The following is a 16754-nucleotide window of genomic DNA, read 5'->3' on the forward strand; positions in this document are numbered from 1 at the left end:
TTAAAAGAATTATAAGAAGAACAGCTGTATTTAATATGTTGAGAAGCAAACTTTTGAAGGTTAATGATGTCAAAAAATACTAAAGAATTGAAATTTATAAAATAAATATCATCATCTAGAACTTTAGATTTCTAATACGGCCATCAAAATTTCACTATTAAGACATTAATAGGTGTGCCAAGAAAATGGACCTAATCACAACTTTATAAATGCTATTGGTTGAAAATTATTTCTACAATATGGATTTTAAACTATTTTTTAAAGTCCTTTGGAGTCAAAATTTTCAACTGAAATTAAAAAAACGTCTTCAATCTGAATAGTTGGTTTTTCATTGGTTGGTAGAGATACTTATAGATGTAAACAATGCCTCATTCATTAAGATGAGGCATTGTAAATTATGTTTCTAAGGTTAATTGGTACCTAGATAGATATATCCATTAATTGGTTCTAAAATAGCACCCGTATTTTTATCGGTAGCAGTAACAATGTAATAGTACGTACCGGTAGGCAGCATTCCAGATTGACCGAAAGAACCATCGGGAGATTCACCGCCCCAGTCATTTTGATAATCCTTGACCTCGGCAACTTTTGTGCCCCAACGGTTAAAGATCATTACATCGAAACTGAAAGCACAATACTCAACGCCTCTGATTTCAAAGAAATCATTGACACCATCTCCGTTGGCTGTCACCGCTTTAGAAATTTCTATATCACCTCTTCCACATGGTACACACTCCGTATCCACGATAACCGTAAAGTCAACATAGTACTTACAGGTACCCTCGGTAGAACTGTAGGCAATTTTATATTCACCTGGTTCGTGGTTCATAGGGTCAAAAATGTTCCGCTCCAATACTACATCGCCTTCCAAGATCATGAACGTGCCGTTACGATCAAAATCTGCCGGTAGGTAGTTCAATAGGTCTATCGGTTCTTCTTCGATACAAATATTGATCGTAATCTCTTGCAATTGTGGTTGCAGCACAAAAACGATCTGTTCAAAAGAAGCAGTGTTGCCACAAGAATCGGTAACGTTCCAAGTTCTAATGATCATATAATCATCGGAACCATCGGCTTGTTGCGTTTCTTCATTGTAGACCACATCAAAATTACCACAGCCACCTATGAATACCATTTCTGGTGCTTCAGGAATATCATCACCACATATTATGGTAACTTCTTCTTCGTAAGCTTCGCTCATAATAGGTCCTGTAGGCTCTACGGTAATTACTTGGGTATGTTCTACCATGTTACCTGCGCAATCGGTAGCCGTCCATATTCTGGTAACCGTATACCCTAGGGCACAGTTTTCGTCATTGGTAATCGTTTCTGTAAACGTTACCTCAATATTAGGCTCACAAGAATCTGTAGCCGTTAATATAGATGCATCAGGCACCATATTACATTCAACCGTCATATCTTGAGGTAGCGTTTCATTGAAGGTCGGTGCGACCGTATCTTCAATAGTAATTACTTGTGTATGTGTACGAACGTTACCGACACAATCCGTAATCGTCCATGTTCTGGTAATGGTATACTCCGTGGCACATTCGTCGTCCTGACCAGCGATCAGTTCTTCATAAACAACAGTAATGGCACAAGCGCTATCGGAAGTAATTACAGAAGCCTCAGGTATTGCATCACAAGCTTCAATAGTTTCATCTGTTGGCCAACCTTCATTACCGTCATTATCGATAATGGTAACCGTGGCAATATTATCGGATAATATACCTACGATCGGACTCGAGATATTTTCAAGGATTACACTGAACGTTTCAGGGTCTTCAATAATGATATCATCAATAATAGGAATTGTTATGGTCTGTGTATTCGGGTTTGTACCACCAAAAGTCAATGTTTGCGTATTACGAGGAACTCCCGTATAATCCATTCCATCAACAGTAGAACCATCAATGGTGTAGAATTCAACCGTAAACTCATCTTGAACATCTGCATTAAGTACTACATTAAGAGAAACCATACCGGCATCCTCATTTACCTCAATTGAAGTAGTATCGAACTCAACACCGTAAAGTGATGGGTCGGCATCGTTATCAATGATATTCACAGTAGCCGTATCATTGGCAAGAATACCTACAATCGGTGAAGAGATATTTTCAAGTATAATATTGAAGTTTTCAGTAAATTCAATTAACTCATCGTCTGTAATAGGAATTACAATGGTCTGTGTATTACTATTTGCACCGCCAAATGTTAATGTTTGCGTATCTTGAGGAACACCGGTGTAATCACTGCCATCTGTTGTAGTTACATCAACCGTATAGTATTCAACCGTAAACTCATCTTGAACATCTGCATTAAGCACAACATCAATAGAAACGGTTCCCGCATCTTCGTTAACATTTATAGAGGTAACATCGAACTCAACTCCATATAAAGTTGGGTCGGCATCATTATCAATAATATTAACAGTAGCCGTATCATTGGTAAGAATACCTACGATAGGCGAGGAGATATTTTCAAGAATTACTAGGAAGTTCTCTGTAAATTCAATGAAAGTATCGTCAATAATAGGAATTACGATGGTTTGTGTATTTGAATTTGAACCACCAAATGTCAATGTCTGAGTGTTTTGAGGAACACCGGTGTAGTCACTACCATCCAACGTGGTACCATCTACAGTGTAGAATTCAACCGTAAACTCATCTTGAACATTTGCATTAAGAACGACAGTTAAAGTAACTGTGCCAGCATCTTCATTAATATCAATTGAAGTAGTATCAAACTCAACACCGTAAAGTGATGGGTTGGCATCGTTATCAATAATATTCACTGTAGCCGTATCATTGGCAAGAATACCTACAATAGGCGAGGAGATATTTTCAAGAATTACTTGGAAGTCCTCTGTAAATTCAATCAACGTATCATCGATAATAGGAATTACGATGGTCTGTGTATTTGAATTTGTGCCACCAAATGTCAATGTCTGAGTGTTTTGTGGAACACCAGTGTAGTCACTACCATCTAATGTAGTAACATCTACAGTGTAGTATTCTACCGTAAATTCATCTTGAACATCAGCATTAAGAATAACATCAAGAGAAACTGTACCGTCACCTTCATTAACATCAATAGAAGTGATATCAAATTGAACTCCATACAGAGATGGGTCACTATCATTATCAGTGATGTTAATAACTCCTTGATTGTCATTTATTGCAATTAGAGTTGTAGATAAGTTTGAAAGATCTACGAAAAGACTTTCGGTAAACTCTATTAATAAATCATCAATAATAGTTATGGTTACAGGATGAATTTCTCCGTCAGTACCGGCAAATGTCAATTGACCTGAACTAGTAGTATAATCACCCGGTTCAATAGCAGAGTCATTAGTTGTTGTATAATCTAATGTGAATCCGCCTTGCACGTTTCCGGTAAGCAATACGTTAATTGTCGCCGTACCTGCAGCTTCGTCTATGGTGATATTATCATTTTCAAACGAAATACCAGTAACTCCCGGTATGTTATCGTTATCGGTGATATTGATATTGCCTTGGTTATCATTGATGGCGATTAAAGTTGTAGATAGGTTTGAAAGGTCTACAAACAATCTTTCAGTAGCTTCAATGATGTTATCATCAATGATGGTAACGGTAACAGGATGAATTTCTCCATCGGTACCAGCAAAGGTTAACTGTCCTGCATCAGAGGTATAATCTCCAGGTTCCACAGCTGTATCATTATTAGTGATGTAATCAAGTGTAAATCCGCTTTGAACATTACCAGTCAACAATACATTAATTGTAGCTGTACCTGCAGCTTCATCTACCGTAATGTCATCGTTTTCAAATGATATTCCAGTAACACCAGGTATATTGTCATTATCTGTGATATTGATATTCCCTTGGTTATCGTTTATACCGATTAATGTAGTTGAAAGATTAGATAAATTGACTAACAACACTTCGGTTGCTTCAATGAAATTATCATCAATAATAGCAATTGTTATAGGTTGTAATTCACCATCTGTACCTGCAAAGGTCAATTGACCAGAATTGCTGGTATAATCGCCAGGTTCAATAGCAGTACCATCTGCAGTAGCATAATCAATGGTAAATCCTCCAGGTACATTGCCTGTTAATTGTACATTGATTGTAGCCGTGCCAGCAGCTTCATCTACCGTGATATTATCATTTTCAAACGAAATACCAGTAACTCCCGGTATGTTATCGTTATCAGTGATACTGATATTTCCTTGGGTTTCATTGAATCCGATAATAGTAGTTGATAGATTAGAAAGGTCAACAAATATTCTCTCTGTTATTTCAATTAAGTTATCATCGATAATACTAACGGTAATAGGATGAATTTCACCATCTATACCAGCAAATGTTAACTGTCCTGCACTTGTGGTATAATCACCAGGTTGCGCGGCTGTATCGTCATTAGTCGTATAATCTAAAGTGAATCCGTCTTGAACGTTACCGGTCAATACTACATTTATAGTGGCAGTACCAGCAGCTTCATCTACTATGATATTATCATTTTCAAATGAGATACCTGTACCGATCACATTATCATTATCTATAATGTTGATATTCCCTTGGTAGTCATTAATCGCAATTAAGGTCGTAGATAAATTAGAAAGGTCAACAAACAATCTTTCGGTCGCTTCAATGATATTATCGTCAATGATGGTTATAGTTACAGGTTGAATTTCACCATCTGTACCAGCAAAGGTTAACTGGCCTGCATTAGCAGTGTAATCACCTGGTTCTTCAGCCGAATCATTATTTGAGGTGTAATCTAAAGTGAATCCGCCTTGAACGTTACCGGTCAATAACACGTTAATAGTTGCCGTACCTGCAGCTTCATCTACCGTGATGTCATCATTTTGGAAAGAAATACCTGTTGTACCCGGTATATTGTCATTATCCGTAATGTTGATATTCCCTTGGTTGTCATTTATAATAATTAAAGAAGTCGATAAATTAGATAGGTCAACAAATAACCTTTCAGTCGCTTCAATAATATTATCATCAATAATAGGAACAACTATTGGTTGAATTTCTCCATCATTACCGTTAAATGTCAATTGCCCATTAACAGGAGTGTAATCACCTGGTTGAATAGCAGTATCATTATTGGTCGTATAATCTAAAGTGAAACCGCCAGGAACATTACCTGTTAATTGGACATTTATTGTTGCTGTACCTGCAGCCTCGTCAATGGTAATATCATCATTCTCAAATGCAATACCAGTAGTACCCGGTATATTATCGTTGTCAGTAATATTAATGTTAGCCTGGTTGTCATTTATGGCAATCAAAGTTGTAGATAAGTTAGAAAGATTTACAAATAGTCTTTCTAGTGTCTCAATAGCACTGTCATCTATAATGGCAACGGTAATAGGTTGTAATTCACCATCGGTGCCTGCAAAAGTTAATTGACCAGTACTTAAAGTATAATCATCTGGTTCTATAGCGGTATCATCGCCAGTAATATAATCCACAGTAAAGCCTCCGCCTACATTTCCAGTCAATAAAACATTGACAGTAACTGTACCGGCACCTTCATCAACGGTAATGTCATCATTTTGAAAAGATATACCTGTACCGGCAACATTATCATTGTCAGTAATGTTGATATTACCTTGACTATCGTTAATTGCAATTAAAGTGGTAGATAAATTAGAAAGATCTATTAATAACCTTTCTATAGCTTCAATAATGTTATCATCGATTATTGTAACGGTAACAGGGTGAATTTCACCATCGGTACCCGCAAAAGTTAACTGACCAAATGTTGAAGTGTAATCTTCTGGTTGAATAGCAGTGTCATTATTAGTGATATAATCTAAGGTAAACCCGCCTTGAACATTTCCTGTTAAAAGTACATTAATGGTTGCCGTAGCAGCCGCTTCATCAACTGTAATATCATCATTTTCAAACGAGATACCCGTTGTGCCTGGTATGTTGTCGTTATCGATAATGTTGATATTACCTTGGTTGTCGTTAATGGATATTAATGATGTAGAAAGGTTAGAAAGGTCAACAAATAATCTTTCGCCAGCTTCAATAATATTATCATCAATAATTGTTACTGTAATAGGTTGAATTTCACCGTCAGTACCTGTAAAAGTTAATTGACCGGCAATACTGGTGTAATCTCCCGGTTGAATGGCAGAATCATCATCAGTAGCGTAATCTAAAGTGAATCCGCCTTGAACGTTACCAGTTAAGAGCACATTTATGGTTGCAGTACCATCGGCTTCATTAATGGTAATATCATCATTTTGGAATGAAATTCCAGTACCGGCAATGCTATCATTATCTGTAATATTGATGACGCCTTGATTATCATTAATTGCAATTAATGTTGTAGAAAGATTGGATAGATCAATAAATAAACCTTCGGTCAGTTCAATTATACCATCATCGTTAATGGCAACAGTAATTGGCTGTAATTCGCCGTCAGTACCTACGAAAGTTAATTGTCCACTATTAGAACTATAATCTCCAGGTTGAATAGCAGTATCATCATTAGTTGTGAAATCTAACGTAAATCCGCCTTGAACATTACCAGTGAGTAAAACATTAATAGTTGCAGTACCTGCAGCTTCATCAACAGTGATGTTGTTGTTCTGGAATGATATACCCGTTGTGCCAGGTATATTATCGTCATCATTGATAGTGCCTGTAGCGGTATTTGTAGGTTGTTCATCAAGAAAGCCAACATTAATATTTGATTGTATGTTAGATAATGTAATTGTAAAATTTTCTGATGGTTCTATAAAACTGTCGTCAATTATTGGAACATCTATGTTTACTGAGTTCGTGGTACTGTTAAATGTCACCATACCTGCAAAAGAAGTGTAATCCTCAGGTTCGATAGCGGTGCCGTTAGCAGTAACATAATCAACAGTAACCGTTTCACCCGGAGCAATAGTACCCGTGAACGTAGCCACAAATCTAGCAAATGAGTTAGTGCCTTCTGTTACAATAACATTCTCATCGGCAAAGGAGATACCAGTACTGCCAGGAACGTTATCATTATCTGTTATGCTTATTATACCTTCATTATCATTAATTGTAGGTGTATTTGTAGCACTAGTAAGTTGTACAAAGAACTGCTCGGTAGTTTCTATAATTGTATCATCATTAATTGTTATAGTAACCAAACGGACCTCATTGTTCGTACCTGCAAAAGATACAGTAGTATTTGACGCTGAAACATAATCTCCAGGTTGTAAAGCAGTATCATCTGCTGTAGCATAGTTTAAGGTAAAACCACCTGAAACTGTACCCGTATGTGTAATTTCAAGAACCGCAGTACCTGCATCCTCATTTACGGTAACATCATTAATGCTAATACCGATCGGGTTACCATTTTCACTAACGTAAATATATTGTGTATGACTTGTACTGTTGCCGGCACAATCACTGGTAGTCCAAGTTCTTATAATTGTATAATCCGTACTTGTATTGTCACCATCATACGTTTCTGTAAAATTAACTGTAGAATTAGAATCACAGTTGTCATTAGCGGAAAGTACAGGAGCTACAGGAATATTATCATGTGCGGCATAAGAGTCCTGTGGCAAAGACTCGTTAAAAGTCGGAGCCTCGTTATCTTCAATGGTAATAACCTGAGTAAATGTAGAACTTACTCTACCACAAGCATCGGTAAATGTCCATGTATTGGTATACGTACCTTCCGTTGGGCATGCGCCAGATTGTACAAAGTTACCAGCAATTTTATCTAATGTAAAATTACAAGACGCGGTAGCCGGTATTAAGGCATTGGAATTGTTTAGTGCAGCAATATTATCACACGCAACAGTTCTGTCTAAGGCATTTGGTGCAGTAGACCAGTTTACTTGTGGCGGTTGTTGTACATCTATAATAGTTGGTGTGTGCGTACCAATACCACAAGAATCTGTAGAAGAAGAACTATTGGTGGTAATTGGGTCGCCATTAGTAACACCACTATAGGTAGCATTTGCCTGTAATTCAAAACTAGCCGTACAAGCTGTCTCTAAAAAGTGGCAAGCCTCGATAATTTCAATATTGAAATCAAGATCATAACTATCACCCATATCGGTGAAACCATTTTGGGCTGTAAAAGTTAAGGTTCTTGTTGTTGGGTCGTAAGAATGTGTTACACCTGCTGGTAATGTACCTACACTCGCAAAATCCGCCTCAATTGGTAATACCGTAGTAATCACCAAATCTTGAATGTCATCATTACCAGTGTTGGTGACATTTAATGTTAAAGGTACCGTATCACCTGCATTGAAAGGTCCTGTTGCGTTTGTATTTAAACTTAAGGCACCTAAACTTGGTAGATAAACATCTACACTTAAGCCCATTAGATATAGACCATATGATTCTTGATCCGTTGTAATTTTAAAACGGGCAAAAGTCTGATCATTGGCTATATATCTATTAGTTGTATTTGCTAATGGAAAAACGGTAGCATCAAAACCTAAGGTATTTGTACTTGCAGCATTTCTATCTACATAATTAAGACCATCAATAGTTATACGGCTATTAAAGAAGTTATCTTCATCTCGTAATGTCGTAGAAAGTTTAGACCAGTTGTTACTAGCGTCGTAAATTAATAATTGATCACCAGAAAGATCACGGTCACCTTCTAAGGCACCTAACATTACATCGGCATTTATATTTCCATTCGGGATAGTCTCAAAACCACTAAAGTTAAATTCAGTTTCACCTGCACCATTAGATGCAAAAGTGTGAACATAACCATCGTATAGTGTAATGTTTTTAGGGTCAAGAGAAACATTTTCATAAACGAAGACAATTTGCCATCCACCAGAAGTACCGGTAATATTAGCTATACCGTGCGAACGTAAGTCCATTTCAGTAGCCTTTACATTACCTACTTGGTAAGAACCAAATGGAGTAGAAAGTGCATTTATATCGTCTGTAATATCTTTAATACAAACGTAAGGGTCATTTTGAAAATGATCATTTCTTCCTCTATAAATAACCTCATCTGCAGAGACAGTGGTATAAGATGATTGACCAGGTAGCATTAATTTTACCTGATTGTAGTTCCAAATAGGTTCTATAGCACCACCACCGGTTGTACCATCATATTCTTTATCTGCAGCAGCCCAATAAAGGTAGGCCTTCTTAATATTCAAACAGCTTAATGAAGGCTCAGGGTTAGCTAAGTTGGCATTGGTAGAGTTAAATGTTGTTGGATCAGAGTCGATATCAACAAATACGTTGTCAAAGAAACTATGGTTACCAGCTTCGCCATTGTAATTACCCGTGGCGCTTCTTGAAAGAACATTATTGGCAATCATAGTGAAATCACCATTAATACTACCAGAATAACGAATTTCAAAATCTTTTTTAAGGTTGGTATCGTTTACAAAAATATTGACTACCGCTTGATCTTCGGATCCATTAGAATCTACTATTTTATATCTAAAAGAGTCGTTACCGTTAAATGACGGACTAGGTTGATATTCAAAATAATCATCAGTAGCATCACCAGGTGTACCATTATCTCTAATAGTAACCGTACCGTTAATTGGATTGTTTACTATTTGTAAAGGATTGGTAGATGCCGGACCATCAAAACCATAATCATCATTTGCTAGCACGGTAATATTTGCCGTGGTTTGATTTTGAAAAACTACAAAAGAATCATCTACAGCAGTAGGTAAGTGGTTAATATCTCTAATTGTACCTATTGCAGTTGGGCTAGTAGCCGTAATTATGCTAGGTGAGATAGCTGTAATAGTAATTCGTAAGTTTTCATCTCCTTCAATTAAAGCATCCTGAAGAATATTGACAGGCACCTGTATAACTTCGGTCGTAGCACCAGAAAAGTTTAAGGTACCACTTTGTGATGCAACAGAATAGTCGCTACCGGCGGTTGTTGTATTATCGGTTATTTGGTATGTTGCTGTAAAACCACCATTAATAGGTTTGCCTGTATAAGTTACATCGAAATTTGCAGTAACATTTAGTTCATCTTCAGAAAAACCGGTAACTGCAATAGTTCCCGTATCGTCATTTGTAATGGTACCAATTGCATCTGCGTTTGTGATGCTAATTTTAGTTGAAGACGGATTGGAGATTGTAATTCTTAAATCTTCGTTATTCTCAATGAAATTATCACCTACAATATTAATTTGAACTGAACGTACTTCATTATTTACACCTGTAAACGTTAATGTACCTGATGTAGCTGGGGCTGTAGTTAAAGTGTAATCAACACCCGAAGTTGTGGTAACATCAGCAATGGAATATGCTAAGGTAAAACCACCATTTAATCTATCTCCTGTATACGTAACATCGAAATTTATACTGTTGGTCTGTTCTATAATAGTAAAACCTGTAACCGAAACAGCACCGCCATCATCATCGGTGATAACACCTCTAGCTTGGTTGTTTAATAAGTTAATACCAACATTAGAGCGAATAGCCACTAAGTTTACAAAGAAGTCTTCTTCATTTTCAATAACATTGTCACTTATGATTGGAACAACAATGTTTTGAGTTTTAACAGTATTGGTAAAAGTTAAGGTTTGTATGGTAGCATTAGGGTTAAAATCTGTTGCATTGTTAGCAGATCCATTATTAACAAAATAATCTACTTCAACGCTTTCACCAGTATCTAAATCACCATTAAATTCAACTACAAAAGTTGCATTTACCGTACCATTGGTATCGCCTTCGGTAACGGTAACCGTTGCGTTTTGAAAATCTATTCCGCTTGTGGCCGTATTGTCGTTATCAGTAATAGTACCAGTACCAGTTGGGTCTACAATGTTTATTAATGTTGTAGATAGACCTGAAAGCTGAATGTTTAAATCTTCTGTAGCCTCTATAAAAGAATCTTCTGAAATAGTAACAGGAATAGATTGTTGAGCGCCATTGGTAGTGCCAGCAAGGAAAGTTAATTGTCCTGAGGCTAGGGTAGTGCTATAATCTTTTCCTGCAATTGCGGTACCATTTGTGATGTTGTAATTAACGGTAAAGCTATTTTGAACATCGTTACCATTATAAGTGATTACGAAATTTGTAGTTCCGGCCGATTCGCTAACAGAGAAGTCAGAAGCACTTAAACCTGTGCTAGCAGTTTTAACATCGTTGTCGGTTATGGTGCCAATTGCATTGGCATCGACCAAATTAATTAATGTTGTTGATAAATTCGTTAATTGAAAATTGATGGTTTCATTAGATTCAATAATAGTATCGTTATTGATGTTGATACTTACATTTTGTACATCTCCATTTTTAGTTCCGGCAGGAAATGTCAACTGACCTGATAACGTAGGATTACCACTAAAGTCTGCGCCCGCAGTAGCTGTAGCTCCAGTTATAGTATAATCTACTGTAAAGGCATTTTGCAGTTCGCCACCGTTATAGGTCACTACGAAATTAGTTGTGCCAACACCTTCGTTTACAATGATATCGGCAACAGTTAAACCTGTTGTGGTTGTTTTTGTGTCATTATCTACAATAGTGCCCACTGCATATGGGTCAACCAAATTGATAAGGGTAGAAGATAGATTGGTTAATTCAATATTTAAGGTTTCACTACCCTCGATGATAAGATCATCAACAATAGTAACACTTACAAGTTGGGTTGCGCCACCTGTAGTACCGTCAGGGAAAGATACTTGACCAGATAAAATAGCATTATAATCTATGCCCGAAGTAGCCGTGCCATTGGTTATCGTATAGTCTGCCGTAAAGCCGTTTTTTACATTACCACCATTATAGGTTACTACAAAATTTGCTGATGCAGTTGTTTCGTTAAAGTTGACATCTGCAATCGATAAACCAGTAGTTGGGGTAGTGTCGTTATCTATAATTGTACCAGTAGCATTAGCATTGGTAATGGTTAGAAGGCTATTTGAGATATTCGATATTTGTACGGTTAAACTTTCGTCACCTTCAATAACGGTATCATCTGTAATTGCTAATAATAGCGGTTGGGTATCGCCATCGGCAGTGCCGGCAGGGAAAGTAATTTGACCCGTTAGGTTTACATTATAATCAGAACTAGACGTTGTAGATACATCGGTTATTGCATAATCGACTGTAAATGCATTTTGAACAGTTGGCCCCGAATATGTTAAAACAAAGTTTACGGTGCCCACATTTTCAATCACAGAAAAATCGGCTATCGAAACCCCGTCACCAGCAGAAGGTAAATTTACATTTGTAATTGTACCCGTTGCGGTATCTGTAATATTACCAGCATTAAAGGATTCATTTGTCATACTTAGAGTAAAGGTTTCATCACCTTCAATAAGTGAATCGTCAATGGCAGGTATTAATATATTTGTATTTATGGTATTACTTGGAATAGAAAAATTAGCTAATGCCGTATAGTCTGCGGCTAACGTAGTAATATTTGTATAAGATAAATCAAAAGTTACTACCTCATTTACTGCGTGAGAAAGGGTAACTGCAAAATCTAGGTCAGTGCCTTCGGCAGTACTATCATCGGCAATGGCTATAGTAGGTCTAATAAATAAATCAGCGGCATTAGAATAAGTATATGGTGTACATAAGTTTTGACTATCAAATGCACTAAAACGATACTGATTACCACTTTCTGTACTTGTAATCGTAGTTAATGTCAACGCAGTAGTAGTAGCTCCCGAATAAACTCCGCCATTTGAAATCGGATTCCAGCTAACACCATCATCAGCACTAACTTCCCATTGATAGCTAAGTGCAGTTCCACTAACCGCTGTTGTATAGGTAACCGTATCACCTAAGTTAGCTACTCTATCGGTAGGTTGCAATGTAATACTTACAGATTGTGCTGCTGTGGTTACTTTAGCATCTGTACCAGTATAACCACCTTGACCGATTACCAAACCTGTTGAGGTTACAGAAATAGGAGAAGTACCTAAATAATCATCGTTATCAGGATCGGTATGACCAGCTTCTACAGCATCTGGGCAACCGTCATTATCAGAATCAGAATCTAAACTATCTATTATTGAATCACCATCAGCATCTCCACTACCTTCGTTAACATCGGTAATACCATCGTTATCATCATCCTCATCTACTAAATCGTTAACGCCATCAAAATCACTATCCAAGTCATCATCGGTAATTGTGATACGACCTTCACCAGCAACGAAAACAATGTTTTGTGGTGCGAAGTTCGTCATTGTATTAGGGTCTGGATTGTATGAAGGCGCAACCGTAAAAAACTCGGTTGCTTCTATAATGGCATCATCTATCACCCTAAAGTTTCGTGAAAAATTTTGACCGTTAGTTCCATTAAAATTTATAAATCCAATTGTTTCATCATAATCTGAAGGCTGGGTTGCCGTGCTATTGGCGGTAGCATAATCAATTCTAAAATTATCTTGAACTTCTCCATTTAAAGTAAATACAATGCTAGCATTACCAACAGATTCTAATTCGGTAGTATTACTTAAATTAACCGTAGCAATATCGTTATCATGAATACGTAATGCAGAACGTTCGGTATTTATACTAACTCTAGATGGTGTAGAACCATATTTGGTAGCTTCCGCTGCATTTCTAGACTTAACTCCGTTGAATTCTTCAGAAGGTTCAACAATAGTATTATCAATAGTTGGTATAGGAATAATTATTTCTGAACCAGCTACCGAACCAGCAGGAAAACTAACTGTAGTGGTAAAAGAATTAAAATCAGAACCATCAGTTGCCGGGCTCGTTGAGGTAGGGTTTGTTTCAACAGAAAAATCAACACTATAAGCATCTTCAATACCAACGTATTGTTGTCCGCCAGAATTGATGCCGTTAGATAATCTTAAAACATACTGTATTTCCCCACCTTCTGTAATATCGTAATTACCGCCTGTAACATAAGCTACATCGGTATCAACTATTGTACCTGTACCTGTAGGGTCTGAAAAAGAAAAAGTACCGGAAGGATCGCTCAAAGTTAATGTAAAATCTTGTTGCGTGTCTTCTACCCAGTCGTCATTAAGAGCGGCAACTGTAAAAGTTCTAGTAGTTCCAAAAAAGAACAAGGTTACGGAATTTGAACCTGAATAATCAGCAGGTATAGCTGTATCTATAATATCTCCATATACTATATCGAAAGTATAATTACCAAATAACGGACTGTCTGAGGTAACTGAAAAGGTTAAATCAGACCCCTCGTCAGCAATTGCATCCGATACAGAAAAGGTCTGTGCCATTATATCTGCAGAACCAAAAAAGAACCAGATGACAAATAATAACATTGTCGATTTTATGAAAGTAGAATTCTTCATTATAAATTCTTTGTTTGAGTTGAAAATGTACCGTTTGAAAAAATAGGGGAAGTTGAAATCGTTTTAGAGACATGAAAAAGATCAACTTGATGAGCACCTGTAGTGTTCTTCACCGTATGGTCAACATTGTATACTCCGAAATAAGAATTCGAAGATGCGTGCCATTCTAATTTAGAATGTACAGAAGTTAAATTTCTGTATTGGGTGATAATGTTGTTAGAAGTGTCAATTGACTTCATAATAATGGTTAAGTTTAATTCTTAAATTTTAATACTTAACCTTATCAAAAATGATTGCAAGTTGTATGCAAAACATTATTGGCTAGTAGGTTAAGAAAAGTTTTTAGAACAGATTTGGGATCTAATTCAGATACAAAATTAGAATCTACCTGTTTAAAAACTAAATTTTATTGTCCACACGGTGTAATTCGTCGATGAACATACGTTGGCAAAATAACGCTGATACCTTTTGAATATTTAATACTTGTTGTGAAGCGCTGTAAATCTGTGGTATTTATATTGTAATCCGTTTCTTTCAATAGTGATAAAAAATATTTTCGTACAAAAAACAAATAAACATAAATAATTGAAAATCAATATTTTACACATTGTTATATATAATGTTTTATCAGAATTATAAGTAAAGAGTAGTTTTTACACTTCATTTATAATTGTTGTGGGGTGTTAAAACTGTTGTTAAAAAAGTGGTGAAAAACAATTAAAGGAGACGTATGTATTTCGTCGATAAAATCAATGTTTTCAACAGATTAGAGCTGATTTGTGGAAGTAGAATTTCAAATTATAAATACTAATTTCTGTTCGAATTTAGACCAAACAAAAACACCTTTTCATAACTATGAAAAGGTGTTTTCTTTATATAGGCGCTCTCGCGGAATGTTCAAAATATTTACGTTTCAAAAGTATAATTTAGACTATTTTGAGGTGTTAATTTTACTTTAAATAACCATTAAATTGTGTCTAGATTTTCAATAATATGAGCAGCTCTTTCTTGTATTTCTGCAAGCTTGTTCCCGTCCATTTTATCTAAAAGTGCCATCATCATATTCATACGTTGATTGTCTTTAAAATGTTCTTTCTTTTCAGCTAGAAAATTCCAATATAGCGAGTTAAAAGGGCATGCTTTTTCACCAATTTTCTTGGTGTGGCTATAGTGGCAATCACCGCAATAATTACTCATTTTGTTGATGTAATTAGCGCTGCTTACATAAGGTTTTGTTGCCACGACACCACCATCGGCAAATTGGCTCATACCTCTAGTATTGGTAATTTCAACCCATTCTATGGCGTCAATATAAACCCCTAAATACCATTTATCTACTTCATCGGGGTCTATTTGTGTCAGTAAAGAAAAATTACCAATGACCATAAGGCGTTGAATATGATGAGCATACGAAGCATCTAAACTTTGCCCAATAGCTTTTTTTAGGCAATTCATTTTTGTATCGCCCGTCCAGAAGAAATCTGGTAATTTATTAGTGTTTTTTAAGGTGTTTAATTGTTTGTACTGAGGCATTTCTTTCCAGTAGATTCCCCTCATATATTCTCTCCAGCCCAAAATTTGCCTGATAAACCCTTCTACCTGAGAGATATTAATATCGATAGATTTATCATAAAAATGGTCTAAAACAGCAGCTATAACCTCTTTTGGTGATAGTATTTTAGCATTCATGGCGAAAGATAATCTAGAATGAAAAAGAAACTTTTCGTCATTATGCATTGCATCTTGGTAATCCCCAAAATGCGGTAAAAGTTGTTTGCAGAAATAGTCTAACGTGCTTAAACATTCTTCTCTAGTTACTGGCCATGTAAATGATTTTGAATCTATGCTACCCATTGTTTGCACATTGGCATTCTTAAGAAGTTCAGTGATTTCATCTACATTTTTAATAAACTCTTTTTCTTTAGGTATAGGTGGTTGCCCTTTCCATTTATTTCTATTGCTTTGGTCGTAGTTCCATTTTCCACCTTCCGGTTGGTCATTTTGAACCATTATATCGTGCTTTTTACGCATCATTCTATAAAAGCTTTCCATGACCATTTGCTTTTTACCTTTATAGAAATCTTTCAGCTCAGACCTAGTCGTGTAAAAATGCTCGGTATCATAATGATCATGAGCAATATCTAAAGAACTACAAATTTGTTGTAGCTGTTGGTCAAGTCTATATTCGTCTGGCAGTTGATACTCAAATTTATCGGCATTAGTTTCGGCTATCGTATTTAAAATAATTTGCTCTAAATTTTGAGGATTGTTTTTATCATCTAGTTGATAATACATGAAACTATGCCCTTTTGTAGAAAGGTCTTCTTTGAAACTTCGCATTGCGAGAAAGAAGGCGGTCACTTTTTGAATATGATGATTTACATAATCGGTCTCTTGCCTCATTTCAGCCATCACATAAGTGATGTCATCATTTACCGAAGAAAACCACGAATGATTTTGATTTAATTGATCACCTAAAACTAAACGTACTATTTTCATTTTCTTGTCT

General features: G+C 36.2%; 3 protein-coding genes. All 3 read right to left on the reverse strand.

Annotated elements, in window-relative coordinates:
• Window positions 1-409: 409 nt before the first annotated feature.
• Complete coding sequence (locus CLV90_RS17220) at window positions 410-14245, reverse strand: Calx-beta domain-containing protein (protein WP_133688759.1); 13836 nt, start codon at window positions 14243-14245, stop codon at window positions 410-412.
• Complete coding sequence (locus tag CLV90_RS17225) at window positions 14245-14484, reverse strand: hypothetical protein (protein WP_133688760.1); 240 nt, start codon at window positions 14482-14484, stop codon at window positions 14245-14247. Before CLV90_RS17225 ends, CLV90_RS17220 begins: the two co-directional genes overlap by 1 nt.
• Window positions 14485-15211: 727 nt before the next feature.
• Window positions 15212-16744, reverse strand: a complete 1533-nt coding sequence (locus tag CLV90_RS17230) for a cryptochrome/photolyase family protein (RefSeq protein WP_133688761.1) — start codon at window positions 16742-16744, stop codon at window positions 15212-15214.
• Window positions 16745-16754: the final 10 nt, after the last annotated feature.

It is taken from the genome of Maribacter spongiicola, assembly GCF_004364165.1.
Classification (GTDB): domain Bacteria; phylum Bacteroidota; class Bacteroidia; order Flavobacteriales; family Flavobacteriaceae; genus Maribacter; species Maribacter spongiicola.

Bases quoted from the DNA above. Each gene is read 5' to 3' on its own strand.
- CLV90_RS17220 (WP_133688759.1), bottom strand. From the start codon at position 14,245: ATGAAGAATTCTACTTTCATAAAATCGACAATGTTATTATTTGTCATC.
- CLV90_RS17230 (WP_133688761.1), bottom strand. From the start codon at position 16,744: ATGAAAATAGTACGTTTAGTTTTAGGTGATCAATTAAATCAAAATCAT.
- CLV90_RS17225 (WP_133688760.1), bottom strand. From the start codon at position 14,484: ATGAAGTCAATTGACACTTCTAACAACATTATCACCCAATACAGAAAT.